General features: G+C 44.8%; 20 protein-coding genes and 1 pseudogene. 7 read left to right on the forward strand and 14 right to left on the reverse strand.

The features are described from left to right. Positions 1-3 precede the first annotated feature (3 nt). From M3202_RS11850 to M3202_RS11875, 6 genes are all read right to left on the reverse strand, one after another. Positions 4-471, reverse strand: coding sequence for a RidA family protein (locus tag M3202_RS11850; RefSeq protein WP_251223536.1), 468 nt, complete (start codon positions 469-471; stop codon positions 4-6). 19 nt (positions 472-490) lie between these two features. Then, positions 491-970, reverse strand: coding sequence for a TRAP transporter small permease (locus tag M3202_RS11855; RefSeq protein WP_251223537.1), 480 nt, complete (start codon positions 968-970; stop codon positions 491-493). A gap of 10 nt (positions 971-980) precedes the next feature. Next, on the reverse strand, positions 981-2,237 hold the full coding sequence (locus M3202_RS11860) for a TRAP transporter large permease (RefSeq protein ID WP_285890426.1): 1,257 nt from the start codon (positions 2,235-2,237) through the stop codon (positions 981-983). A 174-nt stretch (positions 2,238-2,411) separates the two neighbouring features. Further along, complete coding sequence (locus M3202_RS11865; RefSeq protein WP_251223538.1) at positions 2,412-3,446, reverse strand: TRAP transporter substrate-binding protein; 1,035 nt, start codon at positions 3,444-3,446, stop codon at positions 2,412-2,414. Between the two features lie 65 nt (positions 3,447-3,511). Then, positions 3,512-4,453 carry an NAD-dependent epimerase/dehydratase family protein gene (locus M3202_RS11870; protein ID WP_251223539.1) on the reverse strand — a complete coding sequence of 314 codons (942 nt, stop codon included), beginning with the start codon at positions 4,451-4,453 and terminating at the stop codon, positions 3,512-3,514. Next, on the reverse strand, positions 4,450-5,571 hold the full coding sequence (locus M3202_RS11875) for a mandelate racemase/muconate lactonizing enzyme family protein (protein WP_285890427.1): 1,122 nt from the start codon (positions 5,569-5,571) through the stop codon (positions 4,450-4,452). Before M3202_RS11875 ends, M3202_RS11870 begins: the two co-directional genes overlap by 4 nt. Positions 5,572-5,780: 209 nt before the next feature. On the opposite strand from M3202_RS11875, the gene M3202_RS11880 reads away from it, so the two are divergent. Next, entirely contained in the window at positions 5,781-6,413 is a 633-nt protein-coding gene (locus M3202_RS11880; RefSeq protein ID WP_251223540.1) for a GntR family transcriptional regulator, read from the forward strand. 588 nt (positions 6,414-7,001) lie between these two features. Here M3202_RS11880 and M3202_RS11885 read toward each other — a convergent pair. Both M3202_RS11885 and M3202_RS11890 read right to left on the reverse strand, forming a co-directional pair. Then, positions 7,002-8,450, reverse strand: coding sequence for a CoA-acylating methylmalonate-semialdehyde dehydrogenase (locus M3202_RS11885; protein ID WP_251223541.1), 1,449 nt, complete (start codon positions 8,448-8,450; stop codon positions 7,002-7,004). A gap of 36 nt (positions 8,451-8,486) precedes the next feature. Then, positions 8,487-9,677: an iron-containing alcohol dehydrogenase gene (locus M3202_RS11890; protein ID WP_251223542.1), complete on the reverse strand. Its 1,191-nt coding sequence runs from the start codon at positions 9,675-9,677 to the stop codon at positions 8,487-8,489. 377 nt (positions 9,678-10,054) lie between these two features. On the opposite strand from M3202_RS11890, the gene M3202_RS11895 reads away from it, so the two are divergent. The 6 genes from M3202_RS11895 to M3202_RS11920 all read left to right on the forward strand — a co-directional run bounded on the left by M3202_RS11895 (position 10,055) and on the right by M3202_RS11920 (position 15,515). Beyond that, entirely contained in the window at positions 10,055-10,723 is a 669-nt protein-coding gene (locus tag M3202_RS11895; protein WP_251223543.1) for a GntR family transcriptional regulator, read from the forward strand. Between the two features lie 73 nt (positions 10,724-10,796). Next, complete coding sequence (locus M3202_RS11900; RefSeq protein ID WP_251223544.1) at positions 10,797-11,849, forward strand: TRAP transporter substrate-binding protein; 1,053 nt, start codon at positions 10,797-10,799, stop codon at positions 11,847-11,849. Positions 11,850-11,926: 77 nt separating this feature from the next. Then, positions 11,927-12,397 (forward strand): TRAP transporter small permease, encoded by a 471-nt coding sequence (locus M3202_RS11905; RefSeq protein ID WP_251223545.1) that lies wholly within the window; start codon positions 11,927-11,929, stop codon positions 12,395-12,397. Continuing rightward, positions 12,394-13,671 (forward strand): TRAP transporter large permease, encoded by a 1,278-nt coding sequence (locus M3202_RS11910; RefSeq protein WP_251223546.1) that lies wholly within the window; start codon positions 12,394-12,396, stop codon positions 13,669-13,671. The genes M3202_RS11905 and M3202_RS11910 overlap by 4 nt, the downstream gene beginning before the upstream one ends. Positions 13,672-13,701: 30 nt before the next feature. Further along, the gene (locus tag M3202_RS11915; RefSeq protein ID WP_251223547.1) at positions 13,702-14,733 is read left to right on the forward strand and encodes a PdxA family dehydrogenase; all 1,032 of its coding nucleotides are present in this window, start codon (positions 13,702-13,704) and stop codon (positions 14,731-14,733) included. After that, a complete protein-coding gene (locus M3202_RS11920; RefSeq protein ID WP_251223548.1) occupies positions 14,730-15,515 on the forward strand; it encodes an enoyl-CoA hydratase/isomerase family protein in 786 nt (261 codons plus the stop codon). The genes M3202_RS11915 and M3202_RS11920 overlap by 4 nt, the downstream gene beginning before the upstream one ends. 80 nt (positions 15,516-15,595) lie before the next feature. Here M3202_RS11920 and M3202_RS11925 read toward each other — a convergent pair whose 3' ends face one another. The 6 genes and pseudogenes from M3202_RS11925 to M3202_RS11950 all read right to left on the reverse strand — a co-directional run. After that, positions 15,596-17,341 carry a sigma-54 interaction domain-containing protein gene (locus tag M3202_RS11925; protein WP_251223549.1) on the reverse strand — a complete coding sequence of 582 codons (1,746 nt, stop codon included), beginning with the start codon at positions 17,339-17,341 and terminating at the stop codon, positions 15,596-15,598. A 396-nt stretch (positions 17,342-17,737) separates the two neighbouring features. Then, positions 17,738-18,493 (reverse strand): DUF2087 domain-containing protein, encoded by a 756-nt coding sequence (locus tag M3202_RS11930; RefSeq protein WP_251223550.1) that lies wholly within the window; start codon positions 18,491-18,493, stop codon positions 17,738-17,740. 216 nt (positions 18,494-18,709) lie between these two features. Then, positions 18,710-20,095: a cytosine permease gene (locus tag M3202_RS11935; protein ID WP_251223551.1), complete on the reverse strand. Its 1,386-nt coding sequence runs from the start codon at positions 20,093-20,095 to the stop codon at positions 18,710-18,712. Next, positions 20,085-21,485: pseudogene (gene hydA, locus M3202_RS11940) on the reverse strand (dihydropyrimidinase); the annotation flags it as partial. The pseudogene hydA and the gene M3202_RS11935, both read right to left, overlap by 11 nt. A gap of 81 nt (positions 21,486-21,566) precedes the next feature. After that, positions 21,567-22,268: a FadR/GntR family transcriptional regulator gene (locus M3202_RS11945; RefSeq protein ID WP_251223553.1), complete on the reverse strand. Its 702-nt coding sequence runs from the start codon at positions 22,266-22,268 to the stop codon at positions 21,567-21,569. A gap of 167 nt (positions 22,269-22,435) precedes the next feature. Beyond that, the coding region (locus tag M3202_RS11950; protein ID WP_251223554.1) for a transposase at positions 22,436-23,166 on the reverse strand (731 nt) is incomplete at its 5' end.

Below are 23,166 nucleotides of genomic sequence, written 5' to 3' on the forward strand. Positions count from 1 at the left end.
TCTTCACCTTTCTTCCACTTTATAGGCGATAATCATTTCAATCTCGACCGCAGAATTCCGTGGTAGCTCTGCTGCCCCGATCGCAGCTCTCGCATGCCTTCCTGTTTCCCCAAAAATTTGAACGAGCAGTTCAGAAGCACCGTCAATGACTTTAGGCTGACTATGAAACCCTTGGGCAGAATTGACAAAGCCGGTTACCTTTACGATTTTTGTGATTCGCTCAAGCGACCCTATCTCCTGTTTTAGACAGCTGAGCCCTTGAAGAATACAAATACGGGCTGCTTCCTGAGCCTGTTCCAGAGTAACTTCCGTCCCCACTTTCCCAGTGATCCCCACTTGTCCATCAACCTTAGGCAATTGTCCGCTTATATAGGCCAGCCCACCATGAAGGACAACAGGAACATATTGAAACGACGGCTCCGCTGCAGCGGGAAGGCTATATCCCAACTCTTTCATTTTTTCTTCAATCATCTCATTCGCTCCTCCAAAATTAATTAGCTGTCTTTTTAAAACCGGACCATACATTTGTCAGGGAAAGGATGGCAAACAGGATCATCAATGAACCTGTTACCGGCATCGACCAATAGGCAAGTCCCGTCGGCCAGCCTAACGTCACGTAAGCAATATTCATTCTAACTTGAGCGACTTCAATTCCCGTTACAACTAAAACACCATAAAAAATTAAAAGCAGAACTCTCGTTACAAGCTCGATCGACAGCTCTATGTTTCTTGGAAACTTTTCTTTAATAAACCCTATCAGAAGATGTTCCTTCCGATGCAACGCGATGACAGCTCCAAACCCGACAATCCAGACGACTAACAGCTGCGAAAAATCAACGACCCATAACAAGGAAGTGCTTGTAAACGTTCTTAAGAAAATATTGGCTACATTTAGCAGGAATAAGGTTAAAAAGCTTATCCCAATCAGCAAGAACAATCCTTTATCAATAATCTCCGCTAGTTTTTTCATTATTATTCTCCTATCCCATTAAAAGATTTGGTAACCAGGTGACCAATGCAGGGACATACGTGACGATCATCAACACGACGATCAAAGCAAACACGAATGGAATGATTGATTTACTCACATGCTGGAATGGAACATTGCCAATTTTGGAGACGATATAGAGCAACCCTCCGACTGGTGGCGTAATCAAACCAATCATCAGATTCAGCACGACAATCATTCCAAAGTGAATTGGATCAATACCAAGCTCCATACTTAATGGAAGGAGCACCGGCACAAATATCAGCATTGCCGGTAAGGCATCCATAATCATCCCAATAAACAATAGGAATATATTGACGAGCAGAAGGAATGCTACAGGGCCCAGATCAAGCGCGATAAACCCTTCCGCCAGCTTTAAGCCAATTTGTTCACTTGCCATAATCCAAGAAAAGATACCGACAATGGAAAAGAGTACGAGAATCGTAGCAGAAAACAAGGCTGTATTTGCGAAAATTCCAATCAAGTCTTTAGGTTTAATCGTTCGATAGATGAACATGCCGATAAATAAGACATATCCAGCTGCCAAAATAGATACCTCCGTCACCGTCACGATCCCAGTCAGTACCCCGGCAATAATAATTAATGGCGCGATCAATGATAAAATGGCATCCTTCAGCATCACAAAAAAGAGATTCCAATTTCGCTCCACCTTTGTGACAGGCAAATCCTGATTACGCATGAGAAAATACAAGATGACAACCAGACCAACGCCCATTAATAAACCCGGTATCACCCCGCCAAGAAACAGTCTTCCTACAGAGAGATTTGTCAAAAGCGCTAAGAAAATCATCGGAATACTCGGAGGAATAATCGGGCCGATCGTGGAAGCTGCGGCATTAATAGCAGCGGAAAAACTTTCGCGATACCCCTCCTTCTTCATAGCTGGCAGCATTACAGACGAAACGGCACTACAATCAGCAGGCGCTGAGCCGGAAACACCCGCTGCAAAAACGTTAACACCAACCGATGTATAAGCAAGCCCGCCCTTTAAATGACCGATAAAGAATTTAGTGAAATTAACAAGCCTTAACGTAACACCAGATTTGTTCATCAGCTCACCGGCAAGAATAAAAAACGGAATAGCAAGTAGCGTATAATTGTTAATGCCTCCTACCATTTGCGTCGGCAATAAGTTTAATGGGGTATCCGTAAAAAGCAACAAATACACCATTGAAGCGACTCCCATTGAAATAAAGATTTCTAAACCTAAAGCCATCAGAAAAAACATGAAAACAAATAAGAAAACAATGCTAATCGTACTCTCCTCCTTTCTTAGAAGCGGTGTGCGGAGCCGTTACAATCTTTTAAGGATGGCTGAAAGAACCCCGCTTTCAGCCATCCGCGTAACGCGCGAAGCCAACGCTCTTCCTCGTATCAACTGCCGCATTTTATTCAACTATGGTTATTGGTTTAGAATCGTTTGAACTTTTTCCAGTAACCCTTCCTGCCACAGCTCTCCATCAAATGACTGGAAAGTAGGTTCTAATGTGGCACGAATCGAAGCTAAATCAGGTTCAATATATTCCATTTCATCCTTTAAGAGGTTAAGCGACTCCTCGACTTGCTCCCTTGCAAGCTCGGTTTGATAATTCCCAGCTTCAATACTCGCTTCAGTCAAGATGCCCTTTTGCTCATCACTTAATGTACTCCAAAGATTTTCACTAATGTACCAAGCTTTCACATCTCGAATATAATCGGTTTGCATGACGTAATCCTGAACTTCATAGAAGCTCATGTTCTGCACCGTGATAAAACCATTTTCCTGCGCATCTGCCGTTCCCTGGCGTAATGCCATATACAGGTCACTTAGCGGAATGACAACCGGTTGCGCCCCCAGCGCCTGCATCGTTTGTTGCACAATTTCAGATTCCGCCGTTCTTATTTTCAATCCATTAAAGTCTTCCGCGCTATGAACTGCTTTATTTGCGGTCAGCTGACGGGCCTCGGTATCGCCAATCGCTTTAATTACTCGGACTCCGGTTGCCGCAGCAGCTTCCTCGAATAGCGGTTGAAAGTCTTCAGAATCAAGCACTTTCACTAAATCATCGTAACTTTCCCAAAAGAATGGGAAACTTGTAATATTGAAGTCCCGCGCTCCGTCTAACCAAGGATAAGAGGAAATTCCTTCATACATCATATCAACGGTTCCTGTTTCCATTCCGGTAAACATATCAAGGATCCCGCCGATTGTACTATTTGGATAAATATCAACCTTAATTGCTCCTGCAGAGTTTTCCTCTACAATTTCAGCGAATCTATGGGCAGCCAATGTTGTCGGATCACTATCATCTCGAATTGTCCCCAGTTTAAGAGTAATATTTTCTACTTCCGGACTTTCATCCGTTCCTGTCTGCTCATTTGAAGAAGGAGACGAGTTACACCCCGCAAAGACTAGTAAACACAGCATGATTAGGACAAATAATATTGTTTTTTTCATTTCTATAATCCTCCCTTTTTTTCTGCATTTATGTAAAGTCATAGTTGGCTGTTCGTTGCTACATACTAATTGAATTTTTTGTTTACTTCACTTAAATAGTCGCGACACGCTTCTTCAATTGAATAGTCCGGAACAAACCCGATTTCCTGTTCTATCTTCGTGCAATCCACTAGAGGATAGAGTGAAGAAGACTCTGTTTTCTTTAAGTGTAGCTGACTTTCAGGCACGATTTCTTTAACGATCTCCACAATTTCCTTCATCGATGTTGTGTGGCTTTTGACATTATATACTTCACTTATTTGTGCTTTCGTTACCGCCACTTCATAAAATGCTTTGGCAACATCCTTGACATACATTAAATCGATTAATTCATCCCCCCCACTGATCTCTATTACTTCGGGAGAATAGGCCCGTTCAAAAATATCAACTAAAGTCGAACCGGCCCCCTTATACCAGCGTCCAGGACCGTATACAAGCGGCAGACGCAACCCGCAAATTTCTATGCCATCCTGACAGTAATAACGCGTCATCGCTTCGTTCATTACCTTTGTTAATCCATAAAATGTTGCCGGATTTAAACGAACATCCTCAGGGACCGTAGGGACTTTATAATCTTCATCAAAGCCAAATACAGTTGTTGAGCCTGACCAGACCATCCGCTTAATTCCCGCTGTTTTGGCGGCCACGACTACATGGTGAAAGCCTGTGATATTCACCTCGATTGCTTTTTGCGGCGAACGCTGAGCTGATTTGGCCACCCCATCCTTTCCTTGTCCATACGCAGCTAAATGAATGACAACATCAGCCTGACTTGCTTCCATCGCTTTTTGTAAAGAGGAAAAGTCTAAAATATCACCCTCGACTTTTTGAATAGCCCGCTCAATATCGGAAAGTAGATTTTCTTCAAAGCGCGGGCCATATACCGTAACGTGATGTCCATTTCCAAGGAATCGTCGGCAAATATGCGACCCAATAAATCCTTCTCCTCCTATGATAAACAGCTTCACTTCACAGCCTCCCTTCTTACTTGATAATAGGTCAATTTCTCTTCGTCAATCTCTACACCCAATCCCGGTGCATCACCAACTCGAAGCCAGCCAGCATCAATTTGAAAATTAGCTAAGCCAACTTGATCTCTCAACGCATTCTTTCCTAAATCGTATTCAAACAGCATCGCTTCCGGCTCCGCCAGAGAATGGGGATAGTGCGGTGTGGCTGCCATTAATTGAATGGCGGCAGCCCGCCCCACAACTCCCCCCCAAATATGTGGAGAGATGCGGATATTGTTGGTCTGGGCCATCATGCAAATCGCTTTTGCCTCATGCAATCCACCACATTTCGTCACATCGGGCTGAATAATATCAACCATTGCTTCTTGAATAATCTCTCTAAATCCATATCGTGTATATTCTGCTTCTCCTGTCGTTAAGAGAATGGAAGGAAAAGCCTGCTTAATCTTTTTGAAGCCGCTATAGTCATAGGGAGGAACGGGCTCTTCTACCCAATAAATATTGTACTTTTCCAAATTTTCAAGAGATTTTATCGCTAAATCTGCTGTATAATTACCATTAATGTCAATCATCAGTTGAACTTCCGGGTAATGCTCCCGCACGACCTTAACTCTTGCTATATCTTCCTGTAAGCTTGTACCGACTTTAATTTTAATTGCCTGTAGATTTAATGACTTTACTCGCTCCACTTGCTCTTTCAAAGTATGAAGGCTCTTGGACTCTGTTATGTAACCGGTGGAACCATATAATTTAAAGCGATCCCTTGCCTTTCCCCCTAATAAATTGTAAACAGGCACGTTCAATATTTTTCCAAAAGCATCGTAGGAAGCTATTTCTACTCCGCTTAAAGCGCATAGCATTAACCCTTTAGATGCCGTATGATAGAACATATTCATTAGCTTCCCTGTTAAATTAGGAACCTGCGACACTTCTTTGCCTATATATAAGTGTTGGATTTCCTGAATGATCGATGCTATAACAACAGGCGGTCCAAACGCTTCACCATATCCAACGACTCCAGATTCCGTTGTCATTTTAATTAAGGTGGATTGCCGGGCTGCGACCAGACCTCTTGAGCTTCCATAATGTTGTCCCTCTTGAAGAGGGAATGACAATGGAATTGGTTCTATTTTTACTATTTTCAGTTAGATCACCTCGGAGAATTGTCTTTATTCGCGTAAAACATCATATTGTCAACAATCAGACAATTCTGTTTTCGTGATTTCATTCTATTTCATCTTTGTAAGATTGTCAACAATCTTACTATTTAATTTTAAAATATAGTTTGGTACAATATATAACAAATGAAAATGAGGTGACGGGCATGAATTTACATATAAACAGCCAATTTTCCTCTTCACGAAGAGAACAAGTGGCTCAAATTATAAGAGATTCCATTCTTTCCGGCTCCCTTCAGCCGGGAGATCGAATTAAAGAAGCAGAGATAGCCAATGAGATAGGCGTTAGTCGTGGGCCGATTCGTGAGGCGATCAGACAGTTGGAGGAAGAAGGATTCGTCATTTCATTTCCCTATAAAGGAACGATTGTCGCGGAATTATCCGATGAGGAAGTAATCGATGTTTATATCCCGATCCGCATCTCATTAGAAAGCTACGCGGTCAAAAAGGCGTGTCAAAACGCAACGGAAAAAGACATCGATCAATTACAGCAGTTCGTCACAAGAATGATTACTGCCAGCAAAGAGAATCAAGTTTCGGAGATTGTCGAATATAATCTTTTATTTCATAAATATTTAATTTCCTGTAGTGGAACAAAATCACTCGAACAGGTCTGGAACAGCATCATGAACCGAATTCGCCTCCATTTTTACAAACTAGGGATGGATTCAAATATCGATCCGGTTTTACACTCGCAAGAGCACCAGGATATATTAGATGCAATTAAACAAAAAGATACGAAAAAAGCTGTCGCATTAATTGAAGGTCATATTAGATAGCTTTAAACAAAACGGTGAGTTTTCACCTTTTTTCTGAAGCTTGGAGCAGTGTGTAAAGGCGGTGCTTGATTTTAAAAGTCGATAACGAAGCTGTTTCTTCAGTGTCGACTTTAGACCGGAGACCTGTAAGAAATGGAGGGATCGAATAGAAAGGCTTCAGTCTGTTTCGTCCTTCTTTTATTATTAATTGGCTGCTCTGGGCAGACCACTAACTCAACAGCCGAAATGGTGCTAAAGCGAAACCCGGAGGCCGATATTATTCAATATGGAGAATATGTCTTCCAAAATGCTACTGAATTCGACCATTATGACCAGCAAAGCCTGGAAAAGGTCAAATGGATTGGTGAAATACAACATAACCGGACAACTCAAGAGACTTCCGTGTTTTTCTGCAAATGTATTACCTGCAGGTACGCCCATTTATTCACCCGCGGAAGAAATTGATGATGAATTTTCTCATGATTGCAGAGCATGTGGATGTCTTATATATTAAAATCGCCTACCGAAAAAACCACTTCGGTAGGCGATTTGCGTATAAGGGAGTCACTGTCATGTTCTTTCTTCTCTTCTGTTCCAGCCTCAGCTCCTTTAGTACCACCGCGCTGTCAGCATTTTTCGCTGTGTATAAAAGTTGACGCCGTCCTTTCCGTTCGCATGCAAATCACCATAGAACGACTCCTTCCAGCCGGAGAATGGGAAGAAGGCCATCGGGGCAGGGACGTTGACATTAACGCCAAGCATGCCGACCTCGATCTCTTCGCGGTATTGGCGGACCGCTTCTCCACTCTTTGTGTATAAAACCGAGCCATTGCCGAATTGGGAGCGATTTGTCAATTCAATCGCTTCCGTCAAATCCTTCACTCTCATAATCGAGAGAACAGGCGCAAACACTTCCTGTTTCCAAATAGTCATCTCCGTTGTGACATGGTCGAAGATAGTCGCGCCTAAAAAGTAACCAGAAGCCAGCTCTGCCGGCACATCTCGCCCATCGCGGACAAGAACGGCTCCTTCACCGACGGCCTCCTCCATTTGTCCTTTCACCTTATCAAGATGCGAACGGCGAATCACAGGACCGAGACTCACCTTCGGATCGGCTCCGTCTCCGAGCACAAGCGCGTCAGCCGCCTTCGTCAAACGGCCAACGAGTTCGTCTGCAATATCCTCGGTGACGACGACAACGGCTGTCGCCATACAACGTTGACCTGCACTGCCAAACGCTCCGCTCATAATTCCCTGAACCGTCTTATCAAGATCGCAATCCCCGAGAACAATCGAATGATTTTTAGCGCCGGCAAGGGCCTGCACCCGTTTGCCATGGCTTGTGCCGGTCTTATACACATATTCGGCAACCGGCTGTGAGCCGACGAAGGAAATCGCCGGAACATCCGGATGCTCAAGCAGGCGGTTTACGACATCATGAGCCCCGTGGACGAGGTTTATTACCCCTTTTGGAAAGCCCGCTTCACTCGCCAGACTGACAAGCCGCTCCGCTAAAAGCGGTGTGCGCTCAGACGGCTTCAAAACAAAGGTATTGCCGCATGCTAAAGCAAGCGGGAACATCCAGCAAGGCACCATCATCGGAAAATTGAACGGTGTAATGCCGCCAACGACACCGACCGGATAACGGTACATCCCTGATTCAATGCCGGTCGCGATATCCGGAAGAACATCTCCCATCAACAGCGACGGGGCTCCCGCTGCAAATTCGACACATTCAATTCCACGCTGCACCTCTCCATAGGCGTCGTCATAGGTTTTTCCGTTTTCCTGCGTAATCAGTTTTGCCAGTTCACTATGCTGCTCGACCAGGAGCTGCTGGTACTTAAACAAATAACGGGCCCGCTTCGGCACAGGTACCTTTTTCCATGAACGAAAGGCTTCCTTTGCCGCCTCGACCGCTCTATCAACATCTTCTTTCGTCGACAGCGGGGTTTGTGCAATTTCTTCTCCCGTTGCCGGATTCGGAACAACCTCGTAGTGAGATGTTCTGGCGGCAATCCATTCGCCGCCGATATAATTTTTCAATTTGTTTGTCATGTTGCTTCCTCCGCTTCTTTTTGTTTTTTCAAACGATCAATCTTTTGAGACTGGGTGCTGCTCATAGCTGAACAGCTCTTCGTATAAGCGGATGATTTCCGCTTTTCCAGGCACCTTCGGATTGTTTTGCGGGCTCCCGCTTTCCAGTGCGTCGCCGGCCATCTTTTCCAGCTGACTCGCATACAGCTCCTCGTCGATCCCCCACTGACGAAGGGTGGGAATGTCCAGCCTCGCACATAGGGAGACAATGTTCTCGACTAAGGCATCCGACAGCTCCAGCACGCTGTCCCCGCGGCGTTCCGGCATCAGCACCCGCGCGATTTCAGCGAGACGGTCGCGGCAGCTTTCCTTCGTATACTTGAGTATAACCGGCAACAGCATCGCGTTGGATACACCGTGCGGCACGTCAAAAAGCGCACCGATTGGCCGCGACATGCCATGAACAAGACAAACAGAAGCATTTGAAAAAGCCATTCCAGCCAGCATCGATCCATAAATCAATTCATGCCGCGCCTGTAGGTTTTCACCATCATGATAGGCGGTCTCAATATGACGATAGATACGTTCCAACGCCGATAATGCCAGCATATCCGTAAACGGATGCGCCTTTTTGCTAATGTATGCCTCAAGGGCATGCGTCAAAGCGTCCATTCCCGTCGCCGCGGTTATATGGGGTGGTGATGAAACCGTCAATACCGGATCAACGATCGCCTTTTGTGGGATAAACGCTTCCTGCTTGATCATCATTTTGACAGCGTTTGCTGTATTTGTGACGACTGTTACATCGGTCGCCTCCGAACCGGTTCCCCCTGTTGTCGGGATTGCTATTAGCGGGAGTGGATTTTTTTCGGCGATCTTCCCGTTGTTCATATAGTCGCTGATCTTCCCGCCGTTCGTTGCCAACACCGCAACGGCTTTCGCCGTATCAATGCAACTCCCTCCGCCAAGGGCAATAATGTGATCGCAGCTATATTGCTGCAATACCGTTAGTGCTTCATCGACATAGATGTCTTTCGGCTCCGTTTCAACACCTAAATACTCATGCCAATACACCCCGCTCTCCTCCAGTAGTTCGCCCGCCCGATCCACATTGCCGAGACTTTTCATTATTTGGTCACTAATTAGCAAAGCCTTGGTGCCAACCTTTCTTGCTTCAATTCCCACCTGCTGAAAACTGCCTGTTCCATACACAATGGTTTTCGGCAATTGATTCGTTACTAATCGCATGCTTGATCCCTCCTTGCCCCGTAAGTTGCAACTATCGTGCCAAGTTACAAGATCCAGGTTTGCAAGCGTTTTCTGGATAACTGTTGTTATTTAGATACAAATGTTTATGATAAATGTCGCAAAAATGCGACATAGGACATTTTTTCTTTGTCACTGCCTCTTGTTTCCGAGTCGTTCAGAAGCCCGGATAAAAATTAGCTGCGTTTTATTCTAAATTTTTTTATGCATGAATAAGCTTGCTAATAAATCAGGTTAGTGAGGCAGAAAAAGCCTCTACGCTAAAATGTAAACCTTTACATTTTTTGGCTGGAGCTTAGAAACACATCTCTTTTTTGATGTATACAGCATGCCGAATACGGTAGCAAAGGAGGATTATATTGGAGTCTCATCAATCAATCATTAAAAAAAACGTGCCACTTTACGAACAGGCTTATCGACAATTAAGGACCGACATCTTAACGGGAAAAATTAAATCCGGCAGCAAACTAATCGAAAGCGCTCTGGTCGATCGTTTTCAAATTAGCCGTACCCCACTGCGGGAAGCGCTGCGTCAGCTTCAAAAAGAAGGATTACTCGTCGACGATACGAGCCTTGGATTTCAGGTGATTGAATTGAATGCGCAAACGTACAGGGAAATATACGAAACAAGATTAGTGCTGGAAAAAGAAGCAACTAAATTAGCTGTTCAAAACATAACAGACGAACAAATCTCGCAGATAGAGGACGTGATTCAGGAGGCAGAAGCGTTAGTAAACGAGGCCAACCATTTGCGGATTATGGAAGTGAACGCTAAGTTCCATGAAACGATCATCCAGTTTTGCGAAAACAACACACTTGTCCAGTTTTGGAGGCGGACGCTCACTCTCCTGGCGCTTTATCGTGCCAATGTCTTGGAGCATTCGGAAAATATCCAGGATTCCCATCAGGAACATAAAGCAATCCTGGCAGCCATAAAAAAACGGGATGTCACCAAAGCGATCGAGGAGGTGGAAATCCATGTGATAAAAAGCTTACACCGTAAAAAACAGAAATGGCTTGAGTCGTGATGAGGTTAGCCACGCCGGCCTGTCTGCACACAGGCTGGTGTTCTAAACATAATTAAGAGGAGGTTATTCACTGATGTGTACAAAAAGCAGACCTTTTTGGATCTTGATCGTCCTGGTCATTTTTATTCCTTTCATTGTGGCATGCAGCGAAAATCGTTCACAGCCAACCGAAGGCGCTTCACCTTCCTCCGGCGATGCAGTGAACGGCGGTGGGGAACCCGAGCTGACGATCCGGCTGGCAACAAACGGCGGACCTGGAAATATGCTTCATGATTCCGCCTATGAATATGCCAAACGGATCGAAGAAAAGTCGAACGGAAAAATAAAAGTCAATGTGTTCGCCAATAGTCAGCTTGGAACCGATTTAGCGGTAATGGATGCGGCCAATTCCGGCAGTATTGAAATGGTCATTGTATCGACGGCCTTAACGCAAAAAGCACCGGAGTTTGGCGTATTCGATATTCCGTTCTTATTCGCCGACCGAACAAAGGTTAAGCAGTTTTCGGAAAGCGATGTCTGGCAGAATGAACTGAAGTCCCTTTTACCGGAACATGGACTGGTCGGTCTTGGATTTTTTGAAAACGGTTACAGACAAATTTCAAACAATGTCAGACCGATCCACACCCCTGAGGATTTAGAAGGGATCAATATTCGGGTTCCCGACAGCCGGATTCGGATTGCAATGTTTGAAGAATTTGGCGCCAATCCAAGCCCGCTCGACTTTTCGGAGCTGTTTACCGCACTTCAGCAGGGAGTGTATGACGCTCAGGAATCGCCGATGCCAGCAATTGTAGGGTCTGCCTTGCATGAGGTTCAGCAATATTTATCGATCACGAACCACGTCTACTCGCCTTGCTACCTTCTTGCAAGCCAAGTCTGGTGGGATACGCTCTCACCTGAACACCAGCAAATCTTTGAAGAAGTCGCGATTGAAACCGGTGACTGGAGTCGGGATGCCGGTCAGCAGGCAGATGACGAATTAGTGGACTTCTTTAAAGAAAACGGGGTGGAAGTAAACGATGCTGATATTCCATCGTTCCAAGCCAGAATCGCACCCGTCGTTGATATTATGAAAGAAAATATTGATCCTGATTTTGTCGACAGAGTCATTGAAGCTGCCAAATAATGAAGCCTGCAGATGAAGGCGGCGGTTCCATTCTGTGTCGTAATCAGGCTCTATTTTCCTTATTAAGGAGGGAAACAATGAAAATCTTATCTGCTCTACTGCTCAATGGAACAAGGCTATCATTACTCCTCCTGATGATTATCATGGTGATTTCCGTAAGCTGGGGAGTTTTTGCCCGCTATATTTTACAAACATCCGCTCCGTGGACCGGAGAATTAGCGGCTTACACGCTAGTATGGCTGACGTTCCTCGGCTCGGCACATGCCGTTTTTGAAAAGACGCATATTCGCTTTGAAACTCTTATTGAGCTGTTTCCAAGACCGGTTCAGCTTACGATCAATGCCTGCTTTAATGCGCTGATTATTCTCTTTTTTGCTCTGATCATGATTTATGGAATTGAAGTAACTGCCAAGACAATGAGTGATCAATCGATGACGTTGCCAATAACGAAAGGGGTCATTTACGGAATATTACCCGTTTGCAGCATTCTGATTATCATCGGGTTGCTTACGGAAACGATTCAATCATTTAGAGGAGGGAAACAATGACTGCATTTCTGTTTGTCTTTTCATTACTCTTCTTTGTCTTGTTAGGAATGCCGATCGGATTTGCTTTAGCCATTGTCGCTTTACTCCTCCTCTTCTATTCCGGCTCCGTCCCGCTGGATATTCTCCCCGTCGTCCTGCTGGATGGCGCAAATAGTTTTCCGTTGCTCGCTGTTCCATTGTTTATGCTGGCGGGAGAGTTAATGAATGCGACGGATATATCCCGGCGCTTAATCGCATTTGCTTCCAGTATCGTCGGCTTTATCCGTGGCGGCCTGGCGCATGTCAACATTGTCACTTCAATGATCTTTGCTGAAATATCAGGTTCCGCTACGGCCGATGCCGCCGCGTTGGGAAAAATATTAATCCCCGAAATGAAACGGAAGGGATACCCGGCCGGTTTTGCAGCAGCCGTCACCTCCTGCTCGGCGACGATGGCAATTTTAATTCCTCCGAGCCTGCCGCTCATCCTTTATGGAGTGATGGCCGGTGTCAGTGTCGCCCAATTATTTATCGCCGGCATTATCCCCGGCTTGCTCGTTGGCTTTGGCCTGATGATCGCCTCCTATATCTTTGCCAGGTATAAAAAGCTGGAAATCGAACAGCGCTTCTCTTTGTCATTTATTTATCAGGCATTCAAGGATGCTTTTTGGGCCTTGCTGATGCCGGTCATTATTCTTGGAGGAATTTTAGGGGGCATCTTCACCCCGACTGAAGCGGCAGGTGTCGCCGTTGTCGTGGCGTTCATCATCGGAACATTTATTTACCGGAAGCTGAAATGGCGTGACCTGCCAACCATTTTAATCAGCGCCGCTAATCAGACAGCGATTGTGATGATCATTATTGCCACTTCAAAATTAGTCGGCTGGTATTTAACAAGTGAAATGATTCCTCAACAATTATCAGCTTTCATTATTTCACTGACAGACAGTCAATGGGTTTTACTTCTTCTGCTGAATGTTTTCATCTTAATTATCGGCATGTTTTTCCATGCCTCGGCGGCGATTATTATGTTAGTTCCTATTTTAATGCCTTTAATCAATGAATTCGGAATTGACCCGATTCACTTTGGTATTATGCTTGCCATGAACCTGGCGATCGGGCAGCAGACACCGCCCGTCGCTTCCGTCCTGTTGACAACCTGCTCTGTAGGGCAAGTGTCATTAAGCCAAACAATCCCTTATTTGAAATATTTTCTCTTTGTGATGGTTGTTCTGCTTTTGATTATTACCTATATTCCGTTAGTCAGCCTATGGTTGCCTGCTTTGCTGGCGTAGACGTTACCATAATAAGAGAGGTGGATTCTATTGAGAAAACCAAGATTAGCCCTTTTACTGGGAGAAGCGACTGGCATTGGCCCTGAACTACTAGCAAAAGTGGCAGCCGATTCCTCAGTCCGTCAGTTTGCCGATTCTCTTTTAATTGGCGACCTCAGGGTTTTTGAGCAAGGGTTGACGATCGCTAATAGCCAGGTAGATTATGCCGCGTTTACCGATCCTGATCAGGCATTGAAGCATATCGGCGAGGAAACGGTTCCGTTTTTAGATTTGCAAAATCTGAATCCAAGCGATTTGAAGTTAGGTCAGATTTCCGCCACATCAGGCCGAGTTACAGCCGCAACGTTAACGTATGCCCTTCAATTAGCGAAAGAGAATAAAATTGACGGCCTCGTATATGGCCCTCTTAATAAAGAAGCGCTTTATGCAGGCGGGGTTCATTTTCAGGATGAAATGGAGTTTTTCTCCGACTTCTTCAGCTTCACAGGAATAGCCGGTGAAATGAACACAGTCGATGATTTGTGGATTGCCCGCGCAACCTCCCATATCGGGATTAAACAAGTCAGTCAACATCTCACAGCAGATAGCGTTAAACAGGCAATCCTTTTAGCCAACCAAACATTGAAAGAAGTCGGGTACAGCTGTCCGAGAATCGGCGTTTGTGCGCTCAATCCCCATGGCGGAGAAGGCGGTTTGTTTGGCGATGAAGAAATTAGAGTGATTGCCCCTGTTGTCGAACAGGCGAAAAAGGAAGGAATTAGCATTAGCGGCCCCTACCCTGCTGATACAATTTTCCTTAAAGCAGTCGAAGGGGAGATGGATGTTGTCCTCGGCATGTATCATGACCAGGTTCAAATTGGCTTTAAACTGATCGGCTTCAAAAGAGGGGTAAGTGTCAGTGCCGGGCTGCCGACGGTTATTACAACCCCGGCGCATGGGACAGCATTTGATATCGTAGGAAAAGGCATCGCGGACCCCGGTCCGATGAAACGCGCCATCGCCATCGCCGCAAAAATGGTGGAATCACGCAAACGCCTGTATGCCGGGAGGGAGGCAAAATGACAAGAGGAACGGTTTATGCAGAAAGAGACGGAGCGATCGCGACGGTTTATTTAAACCGGCCGAAAAAAAGAAATGCTTTGAATTTAGAAATGTGGAAGACCATTACGGAGCTAATCGAATCATTTGAAACGGATAGTGAAGTGAAGATTGTGATCTTTCGCGGTGTCGATGAAACCGCCTTTGCGGCAGGCGCCGATATTCATGAATTCAAAACGTTTCAAAACAATCCCGACGCGGCGATAAACCATAATAAAATCGTGTTAGAAGCGGAAAAACGAATTATGACCTTCTCGAAACCGACGATTGCTCTCATTCAAGGCTTTTGCATCGGCGGCGGTTGTGAAATTGCCTGCGCCTGTGATTTCCGCTTTTCTACTGAAACAGGCAAATTCGCCATTACCCCGGCTAAAATCGGGCATATATACAATACCACCGGAACAAGAAATGTGATCAATTTAATCGGACCGGCCAAAACAAAGGATCTGCTTTACACCGGTCGAATCCTCACCGCAGAGGAGGCCTTCGCGATCGGCCTGATTGATCGAATCTATCAAGCAGAGGACATTGTCGATCAAACGTACCAATACGCCAAAGATATTGCAAAAAACGCCCAACTTTCCGTCAGAGGGGCCAAACATGTCATTCATAAAGTGTTGGAAGGAGCGACTGAGGATACAGAGGAGCTGGCAGCCTTAATCTATGACTCTTATTGTTCAAAGGATTTTAATGAAGGAGTCAGTGCCTTTATTGAAAAAAGAAAACCTCATTTCACGTATTCGTAAACGTCCCTTTAGCAAAAACAGGGAACAAGAGAAAAAGACTCGCTTTCCCGCCTCTCTTGTTCCTTCTCTACAGGCGGGTCTCAATCTAACTGAAATTCTTTTAACTTGCGGTATAACGTAGCGCGGTGAATACCTAGACGCTTTGCCGCTTCCGTCTTGTTTCCCCCAACCTCTAGTAGCACCTCTCTAATTTTATGTTTTTCGCCGGCGTCTGCCGCTTCCTTTAATGAGGCGGCGGGGGTGGCCGGATTTTGAAAAATGTGCGGGAGATCGGCCTGGCCGACCTCGGCCCCATCAGTCATTGTCATGACATAATCAACCGTATTCACCAGTTCACGGACATTTCCTGGCCAATCGTAAGAGAGCAGCAGACGCAAAGCCTCTTCCCCGAACTGCTTTTTCTTCATTTGATTGTCGGCGGCACACCTCTCCATGTAATGACTAAGCAGGAGGGGAATGTCTTCCATTCTCTCCCGCAGCGGCGGCAGCTGAAGCGGAATCACATTCAAACGGTAGTAGAGATCCTGACGGAATGCCCCCGACTCTACTAACCCTTCCAGACGCGTATTCGTTGCGGCAATCAGCCGAACATCTACGCGCATCGAACCGCTGCCCCCGACTCTCGTAAGCTCTTTCGTCTCCAGCACTCTGAGGAGCTTTGCCTGCATCGCCGGCGACATGTCAGCAACTTCATCTAAAAACAACGTCCCCCCGGACGCCTGCTCAAACTTTCCGCTGGCCCCGCCGCGCTTCGCTCCGGTAAAAGCTCCTTCCTCGTAGCCGAACAGCTCTGCTTCCAGCAATGATTCAGGAACGGCCGCGCAATTGACCGCAACAAACGGTCCCTCATTCTGAGAACTGAGATGGTGGATCGAACGCGCAAATAACTCCTTCCCTGTTCCGCTCTCCCCTGTTATTAAAACGGTCGCCTTTGTCCGCGCTGCTTTCCGCGCAAAGCTTTTGCATGTCTGCAATGCCCTGCTTTTTCCGATCATCTGTTCAAAGGAGTAGAAGCTGTCGGTCGAAGGTTCTCCCGCTTTGCCCTGCTCAGCCATGGCCGGGCCCGCCTGCTGCAAAATCTGATAGAGCTCCGATACTCCCTCAAAGATCAGCATGCCAATCGCACCAATAATGTCCTGTCTCTGCCAAATCGGGATGCGGTGGACAACCATTTTCTGGCCTTGAATAATCTGAACCTTGCCTCTTTGCGGCATACCGGACTTCACGACATGATGAAGCTCGGTATTATCAATCACATCACCAACAAATTTTCCAATCACTTCCTGCTCGGTCTTTTTCCCAAGAAAGCTTAAATAAGCTTTGTTCATACTGACAATTTTCCCTTGTTTGTCTACAATGACAACTCCTTCGTAAGCGCTTTCAAGAATCGTTTCCAAAATTGCCTTCTGCTGATGATCCGCCCGAAGAAAATGCTCATTCGCTTGTCGCCACCGTTCCTTTGTAATCGCCCCCGCCAGTCCGCTTTCATGCTTAACAAGCACGAGCGGTAAATCGTTAAAACGAATGTCATGGATCGAGGAACTGCTCTCGACAAACGCCACCTCTTCCAACGCCTCCAGCGGAAGCACACTTTCCAGCGACTCAACCTCTGTCAGCAGCCGCAGCATCGTATTCGCTTCAATTGTCCCCCACACCTCGTTCTGCTCATCAATCACGATAAGAGGATGAACCGCTTTCCGGATCAGCCGCGCCCATTCCTGAACCGACTGCTGACGATAAACAACAAACGTTACCGGCTCTGCCCAGTACCCACAGGAATCTGGTTCAGCTGTCCTAAACGCAAACTCATGTAACTGCTGCTCCATTACTTGCCCTCCTCTAAGACTGACGACGGACAGGAAAACCCGCCCGCCCCAATCCGACTCATCGCTTCAGGGAATGATTATGTTTTATTTTAGCACAATTTTTAAGGAAGTAATGTAGTGACCTAATGCTGAAACGAACGAATCACTAACTCACCTGAAGAAGAAGGATCCACATTCCCGTTATCATTGGTTACATTTTGCCGATTAACGGAATCTCGTTCTCATTGAAGAGGCTTGAACGTCGATCAGACTCCGTTAACCTAAAAAAATCAGCCACACGTCGCCTCCGCGTTGTTAAACAAACGTTTCATTAAATTGTGGTGGCCTGGCTTTTCTTGGCTGGGCCGGTCATTTCTTTTCAAGCCCTACTCAAACCAGCTTCTTATAATGGCTCCTTTATGTCCTTAACCAATAGGCGCTGCCATCGGGTTTTCGATCGAGAAAGCCATATTCGATTAAATATCTTCTAATCATCACATAATCGTCGTAGATCGGCTTCAGTACTTGATTGAGTTCCTTTTCGTTATAAACGAAATCTGGGTCGAGCTGCTTGACGATCTCTCTAAGGACGATAAGTCTCTGCTTTTCCTTTGGCGGAAATTTCTTTAGCGGCTTGTCAACTCCGCCCGGAAAAAACTTGGTAATGACCGCTTTCTCCTCTTCCTCGGTAATGTTGTAGCGGTCATCGACCATTGTCGCCGTTTTGTGTACAGGGATAAAAGCCGGGGCGTGCTGATCCTTTTCCTTCAGCAATTCCATCATCGCCAAAAATGTTTTCGCCTGTCTTTCTTTTTCCTTCAAAGCAAAACGGTGGTGCCGGATTGTCGACGGACTGCCGATCTCGAGTTCCGCTTGAATTTCCTTGTCACTCTTCCCTTGATAAAAAAGGCGAAGCAGCTTTTTCTGGTGATCGGTTACCCCCGTCAGCTTCTTATCCATTCCTAAAAGGTAGTCAAAGACAGAGCTGTGTGCTTTTTCAATATGAATTCTCATATACCTCTCCGCCTCATATGATACGTTCTCATAGGAATAGATTACACCCTTTTCAATTTTTTCCCCGCATAGCAGACAACTGTACGAATGCTGCTCTTCAACAAAGCCCTGTTTTAATTCATCAAGCGATGCTTCCCAAAACCGTTCAGACAGCTCCATATTAAACACATCCATTATAAGTTTGTTTTATTGCAAACAAAATATAAATTTGTTTGCAATACATATCCATCATACTGATCATTCGGATGTCCGTCAACCTAAAAAAGGTTCTAAGCAAATGGGAGACGGAGCCTTCGTCCGTCCTGACATTCACTTAGAACCTAAAAACCCGCTTTGGCATCATGGCAATGCTTCACTCACCAAAGTTTATTGCAGTTACATTTCAACTTCTTTTTGCGGATATTTTTTTAGAATCCAATGCTTCATCAATAGATAGTAGACCGCCGCCCCTACAACCATCGCGATGAAAAAGGCATAATCCGGAAAGAAGATACCGGACAGAATTCCCGGAATGAAAACGATAAACGCAGCCGGATTGAAATTATTGGCGTATTTGTACTGGCCATTAGCATCATATAAATCATCAATCGACAGTTTGCGTTTTCTGATGAAATAATAGTCACTGACCATAATCCCAAGAATAGGTCCAAGCAGACAAGAGATGATTAATAAGATTGTTGACGTGTAATCGGCAAATTGCCATGGCTGAATAAGCAAGCCGATAATCCCGGCAATGATGACCGCCGTACTGAACTTGATTTTATTTGGGAAAAGATTCACAAATACATAACCAGGCGGCATCAGGTTTTGACCTGTATTAGAAGCTATTTGAGCAAAAATGACAAACGCTCCTAACACAAAGATTAACAAAAATTTATTATCCTGGAACACTTCCGTCATAACGGTAATTGGATTCCATTCACCCGTCGCAATGCCGCTGACCATCCCAATAGCGACAAAAAGACCCATCGGGAGAATTAACCCCCAGAACTGTGAATGAATGCTGCCGCGGTTTAATACGAAAAAGCTGTCACTCTCGCTTCTTTTCATGAAGCGTGTCATATCAGCGATACTGACCGCCATTGTAATTTGCGCCCCGGCCATAATCGCCATCCCGGTAATAAAAGAGATTCCGCCGTCGCCCGGGCTTAGGAAATCTGCCATTGTAATTTCATATCTGTTGATTAAGAAATATAAAATATACAGCCCTGTTACGAATAAAACAGGCGTTGCCACCCAGTCAAATTTTTCAATCGCGTTAATTCCTGAAGCTGTATTCCAAATCTGAAAGGCACCAAAAATGATAATAATCAGTGTTAAATTTGAATAGCCCGTCAACGCAATGATGATTTCATTGATCGCCATTGAGCCGAGCCACGTCTGAAAACCGAACCAGAAAATCGCTGGAAGTGCGCGAATCAAGCCAGGAATATGAGCCCCGAGATAGCCGAAAGGTGCTCGAATATAAACAGCATACGGAATACCGTGCTTTAGCCCGATATCCCCGGTTAATACAAGAAGAACCCAGACAATGACATTACCGAGAACAGCTGTCAAAATAATCGCTACCGGAGAAAGCGAAGGGTAAAGCTGCGCTCCTGCGATGAACGAAACGAGCTGCACATACATTCCGACACAAATCATAAAAAAGCCGATGCTCGTCACGGTCCGGTCTGATAATTTGGTTGGCATAATATCTTTATTGCTCAAGCTTAGTCCAGCACCATTTGATTGTTGATTAACCTTAGCATTATTTTCCATGATTACCTCCTGTCATTGGCTTTGTTCTCTTGATGAAAGTTCCATAACAATCGTCCTGATTCAGTTCGCCACCGGAAATAACATGATGTCCTCTTACTAAAGTATGAGATACTTTTCCTCTCACTTTTTTTCCCTCAAATGGTGTATAATTAGTTTGCATGTGTAGGTGTTGGGCCGTGAGCAGCTGTGTTGATGTGGGGTCAACAATGGTTATATCTGCGTCACTCCCAATGCCTATTTTTCCTTTTTTAGGGTACATCCCCATTACTTTTGCGATATTTGTTGATGTTAACTCTGCGAATTTCTCCCGTGAGACCCGTCCGCTTTGCACGCCGTCCGAATAGAAGACGATCCCTCTCGTTTCGATCCCCGGCAACCCGTTTGGCGCGCTTGGAAAATGAGTGGCGTATTTATTTTTTTGTTCGATATTATAGCAGCAATGATCGCTGTTGATCATATCAACTAAATCTTCTGATATCATATCCCATAAGCGTTCTGTTTCTTCTTTCTCCCGGATCGGCGGACTGCAAATATAGAGCTGCCCATTCTCTTTCTCGTAAACTTCTTCGTCTAATGAGAGATAATGCGTGCACATCTCTGTGAAAACAGGTAGATTCTTCTTTTGCTTATAGTGCTGAAGAAGCTCTTTTACTTTGCCTGTACTCAGATGGACAAATAAGCTGGCAGCTTCCGTATCTTCGATTAAAGCTAACAGACTTGCGACTTCCTCAGCCTCTGCCATCGTCGATCTGCTTTTCGCGTGATAAATAGGTGTCAGCTGTTGATTCGCTACGAATTGGTTGATCGCCCGGCTGATGATGTCATTATTCTCTGCGTGAAAAAGAGCTAAGCCGTCATGTTTGGCAATCAGTTTCAAAATGTCATAGATCGCACCCTTATTCACCCGTACGAGATTATCATAGACAGTGAACATTTTAATGCTCGGGATCCCGGCTTGAATGAGCTGCTCCACTTGTTCAAGATGATCTAAGTTCGCTTCTGTGAAGCAGCCATGAAAGGAATAATCTACATAGCATTCACCCTGCGCTTCTTCCAATCGTCGTTGCAAGGCGTCAAGCGGGGTTTCGCCCTCATACGGAATGGCAAATTCAATCAGGGAAGTCGTTCCTCCATAAGCAGCCGCCAGGGAAGCCTGTTTAAAAGAATCCAAGGTTGAAAACTCACCAAGCTTGAAATTAATATGGACATGGGAGTCGATCATCCCTGGATACACTTCCATCCCGGAGGCGTCGATTGTCTTTCTTGCCTCTGGAAAATAAGCGGCATTTCCAAGCTGAACAATTTCTCCGTCTTTGATGCCTACGTCTACCTGTTGTGTGGAATCAGCATTAATGACTGTTCCATTTTTAATTATTGTATCTAACATTGTTTTCCTCCATTCCTTGTCATCATCGCTCGACTTTCTTCACCCTTGTCTATGATCAATCACCCCCTTTAAGAACGGTTATACTCAATCAAAAATTAAATTTGTTAAGTGCTCAAGATGATGGGCCATCATTTCCTCCGCCTTTTCCATATCCTTTTGCTTCATCGCCTCCAAAATTCCTTCATGCTCCTGAAGCTGATGAAGCCTTACTTCGTAATTCAATATTGCTTTCATATTAAGATGGCCCCACAGCGGGTGGTTGCTTTGTTCAAGCAAGGATGTAGCGATCTGCGTCAATATTTCATTATGCGTCGCTTCCGCTATTTTTGTATGAAACATAGCCCCATACTTAAAAAATTCCTCCAGCTGATCTTCATCGTTTATCAGCCTTCTCATTTCAACCACGGTATGCTCAATATCTGCAATATCCTGTTCCGTTGCCCGTTCAATCGCCAGTTTCGTCACTAACGTTTCAATATGAATCCGGGCTTCAATTAACTCATATGCGCTGCTGTTTTTCATCTTTTTGATTTCAAAATCAAAATTCGAAGCCTTGTTTTTAATGTACGAGCCATCACCTACCCTGATTTCAATAATGTTCATAATTTCCAAAACGGCTAACGCCTCACGAACCGATGCCCGACTTACCCCCAATTGAGCCGAGATCTCTCTTTCCGCCGGCAATTTATCGCCGATTTTGAAATTACCTTCTTGAATCGCTTTATTAATCTGATCTGCAATTTTTACATAAAGCTTTTCCTTTTTTTCAATTGGTTTAAAAAACATTCTCTCACTCCTCTACTAAATATTCCGATAATTTGGCCGATTTGTCAAGCTGTTTGATGGCCTGACCAATTTTTTATAAGATCTCCCCTTCCAGGGGTAGCGTCAGGAAAATGCGGATTTACAACGCTAAGCCCATTTTCAAGACGATTCCCCCAGTTTTAACAACGTTAAGAAAGTTTCAATGGTCTTAAAGAATCTAACGAGACCATTTTCTCCGAATTAAAATGGTATTCTCCAAGTAAATTAATATGTTCCCAACCTAGAGGTGACATATGGTGCAATAATTCTTCATTAAAACTACCTGACCGTTTTTGATATTCAACTGCCTTTGTTAGATGTAAAGTATTCCAGATACTGATGGCATTGATAATTATGTTTAAGGCACTGGCCCTTTGCAATTGATGCTGTATGGTTCGTTCCCTAAGCTCGCCTTGTTTTCCGAAGAAAATAGCTCTTGCCAGTCCATTCATGGCTTCTCCTTTATTCAATCCTTTTTGTATTTTTCTTCTTAATGATTCATCCGAAATATAATTCAAAATAAAGATCGTTTTTTCTATTCGGCCCATCTCACGTAAGGCTGTAGCCAAGCTGTTTTGTCTTGAATAAGAACCTAATTTCCCCATAATAAGGGATGCTGAAACTGTTCCTTCCCTTATAGAATGAGCTAATCGCAAAACATCCTCATAATTCTCTTTAATGACCTTTGTATTTATTTGTCCACGTAAAATGGCTTCTAATTTTGGAGATTCACTTGCTTTATCTATTGTAAATAACTCAAACTTCGCACCTAAATAATTAGATGAGGTTGTTGATTTTGTTTGGGTTCTCCCTATTTCAATAGGAGCCTTGACATTATGCTTCATAAATACAAAAAACACCTCATTCTTTGGTATAGTGG

The sequence above is a fragment of the Halalkalibacter oceani genome (genome assembly GCF_023715605.1).
In the GTDB taxonomy this organism is placed as follows: Bacteria; Bacillota; Bacilli; order Bacillales; family Bacillaceae_D; genus Halalkalibacter; species Halalkalibacter oceani.